This window comes from Halomonas heilongjiangensis, from assembly GCF_002879645.1.
Taxonomy (GTDB): domain Bacteria; phylum Pseudomonadota; class Gammaproteobacteria; order Pseudomonadales; family Halomonadaceae; genus Halomonas; species Halomonas heilongjiangensis.
The window spans coordinates 1-2,209 of sequence record NZ_PNRE01000011.1 but is presented as its reverse complement, the minus strand read 5'-3'; the positions used below and the strand labels follow the sequence as shown (position 1 = coordinate 2,209).

General features: G+C 72.2%; 4 protein-coding genes and 1 pseudogene. 2 read left to right on the top strand and 3 right to left on the bottom strand.

Going from position 1 to position 2,209, the window contains the following annotated elements:
- The coding region (locus C1H66_RS01810) for a hypothetical protein (RefSeq protein WP_479723835.1) at positions 1–197 on the bottom strand (197 nt) is incomplete at its 3' end.
- A 90-nt stretch (positions 198–287) separates the two neighbouring features.
- Here C1H66_RS01810 and rsmD point away from each other — a divergent pair.
- Together rsmD and C1H66_RS01800 are read left to right on the top strand one after the other, a co-directional pair.
- On the top strand, positions 288–941 hold the full coding sequence (gene rsmD, locus C1H66_RS01805; RefSeq protein ID WP_102626211.1) for a 16S rRNA (guanine(966)-N(2))-methyltransferase RsmD: 654 nt from the start codon (positions 288–290) through the stop codon (positions 939–941).
- Positions 942–1,055: 114 nt separating this feature from the next.
- Positions 1,056–1,250 (top strand): cell division protein ZapB, encoded by a 195-nt coding sequence (locus C1H66_RS01800; RefSeq protein WP_102626210.1) that lies wholly within the window; start codon positions 1,056–1,058, stop codon positions 1,248–1,250.
- A 10-nt stretch (positions 1,251–1,260) separates the two neighbouring features.
- Here the strand turns inward: C1H66_RS01800 and C1H66_RS01795 are convergent, their stop codons facing one another.
- Both C1H66_RS01795 and C1H66_RS22785 read right to left on the bottom strand, forming a co-directional pair.
- Positions 1,261–1,716, bottom strand: coding sequence for a GNAT family N-acetyltransferase (locus C1H66_RS01795; protein WP_102626209.1), 456 nt, complete (start codon positions 1,714–1,716; stop codon positions 1,261–1,263).
- A pseudogene (locus tag C1H66_RS22785) lies at positions 1,694–2,209 on the bottom strand (hypothetical protein); the annotation flags it as partial. The pseudogene C1H66_RS22785 and the gene C1H66_RS01795, both read right to left, overlap by 23 nt.

Here is a 2,209-nt window from a genome sequence, read left to right as displayed (position 1 = left end):
GCGTCCGGCGCGGCCGTGGGCTCGGCAGGGGGGGTAACGGCTTCGTCGCGGTCGGCGGCCGTCTGCGCATCGCCTTCCTCGGCGTGCGCACCGTCGGCTGCCGGTGGGCTCTCCTCCTCGGTCAGGAGCTCGTTCTCCTGCTCCTCCGGCTTCCCGGGCCTGTCCTGCTGCTGCTTGCGCTTGAAAAAACCGAACATGAGATGATTCAGCCTCGCGGGTGAACGAATCGCCACATCCTACCACCGCGCATCATGACTGTGGATAAGGCCACGGGTACAATGCCGGCCATGACACAACGCTCCTCACGCCCTCGCCGCCGGCGACACGGCACTGGCGGCGCTCCCCGCCAGCCGAGACACGGTCGGCTGCGCATCATCGGCGGCGACTTTCGTCGCCGGCTGCTGCCGGTACTGGACAGCCCCGGCCTGCGCCCCACCCCCGACCGGGTGCGCGAGACCCTGTTCAACTGGCTGACCGCCGCCACCCCGGGGGCCCGGGCGCTCGATCTCTTCGCCGGCACCGGGGCGCTGGGGCTGGAAGCGCTCTCCCGGGGCGCCCGGCAGGCCTGCTTCGTGGAGCATGACGGCCGCGTGGCCGCCGCCCTCGCCGACAACCTGGCGACCCTCGGGGCCGCGGATCGCGCCCGCGTGGTCACTGCCGACGCCCGGGCCTTCCTCGCGGGCGAGCCCACCCCCTTTTCGCTGGTCTTCCTCGACCCGCCCTTCCGCCAGGAGCTGGCCACGCCCTGCTGCGCGGCGCTGGAGGGCGGCTGGCTGACCGAGGACGCCTTCATCTACCTGGAGACCGAGTCGGAGCTGGCCCCGTGCGTGCCGACCACCTGGGTACTCCACCGTGAGGTGCGCGCCGGCGACAGCACCGGCCGTCTCTACCACCGCCGGGGCGGTAGCGCGGCCGGGTCGCCGGATAGCGACGCTTGCTGAGGCCCGGCCACGGCGTTACGCTGCGCGCTGATCGAATCCCACCCCGGGCCCAGCCAGACCGGCACATGCTCGGGCGAGCGCCCGAACCCGCAAGGACATTGTCAGGAGAACAGGATGAGCATCGAACTCTTCAACCGGCTCGAGCAGAAGGTTGCCAGCGCCGTCGAGGCCCTTGAGTTGCTCAAGATGGAAGCCGAGGAGCTGCGCGAGGAAAACTCCCGCCTGAAGCAGGAGCGCGAGGAGTGGGAGCGCCGGCTCGGCGACCTGCTGGGCAAGTTCGACGACGTCGAGACCGGCGCGGGCAACTGAACGCCTCGGCTCAGCACCGATCGAGCGGGAGCGACATCAGCAGCGCGTCCTCCCGCCCCTCCCCGCGCCGCCGGGGAGGGTAGTAGCCGCGCCGGCGGCCGTCCTCGGCGAAGCCGGCCCGGCGATAGAGGGCGATGGCCCCCTCATTTCCCGCCCTGACCTCCAGCAGCAGTCGCTCGCACTCCCAGCATCGGGCCTGCTCGATCACCGCCCCGAGCAGCTCGCCCGCCAGGCCCCGACGACGATGGCCGGGCGCCACCAGCAGTGCCTGAAGTTCGGCCTCGAAGGGCAACCTCGCCACGATCGCATGCCCCACCAGCCGGCCCTGCGACACGATGCCGAACACCCGCGTATCGGCGCCCACCAGCGCCCCGGCCAGCATGTCCCGCGACCAGGGGTGTGGCTGGGCCAGGGTCTCCAGCGCGACCAGGGCCGCCAGGTCATCAGCCGCCAGCCGGCGCAGCATCGTCGTTCTCGCTGGAGCCGTGCCAGGCCTCGCGCCAGCCGGCGAGACGCGGCCACAAGGCCCGCTTGGCCTCGGCGCTGTCGGCCAGTTCGTCCAGGCCGGGCCCCTGCCAGGCGGGCAGGTCGAGCAGGGCGCAGTGCTCGCCTTCGACGGTCAGCACCGTGGCCAGGGTAGTATCGTGACCGAAGAGCAACAGGCGCTCGGGGGCCCAGCCACGACGACGGCGCCCCTCGAGGAAGGCCTGCAGCCCCTGGCGCGCCTCCTCCAGGGGCGCGTCCACCGGCAGCCCCTCCATCTGGGGCCATTGAAAGGTCTCGAAATCGAGCGGCCGCTCGGGCAGCACCCCGGCGGCCTGCAGCAGGTTGGCCAGCAGCCGTTGCCCGGTGGCATCGGGCTTGCGCTCCCGGGGCAGCAGCAGCAACCAGCGGCCGTCGAGACAGGCCACCTGCAGGGTGAAACGCAGCGCCTCGGCCGGCTCCGTCACGGAGCGCTC

What these genes read in the sequence shown, in the direction of transcription:
- rsmD (WP_102626211.1), top strand. Translation starts at nt 288, where the DNA reads ATGACACAACGCTCCTCACGCCCTCGCCGCCGGCGACACGGCACTGGC.
- C1H66_RS01800 (WP_102626210.1), top strand. Translation starts at nt 1,056, where the DNA reads ATGAGCATCGAACTCTTCAACCGGCTCGAGCAGAAGGTTGCCAGCGCC.
- C1H66_RS01795 (WP_102626209.1), bottom strand. Translation starts at nt 1,716, where the DNA reads ATGCTGCGCCGGCTGGCGGCTGATGACCTGGCGGCCCTGGTCGCGCTG.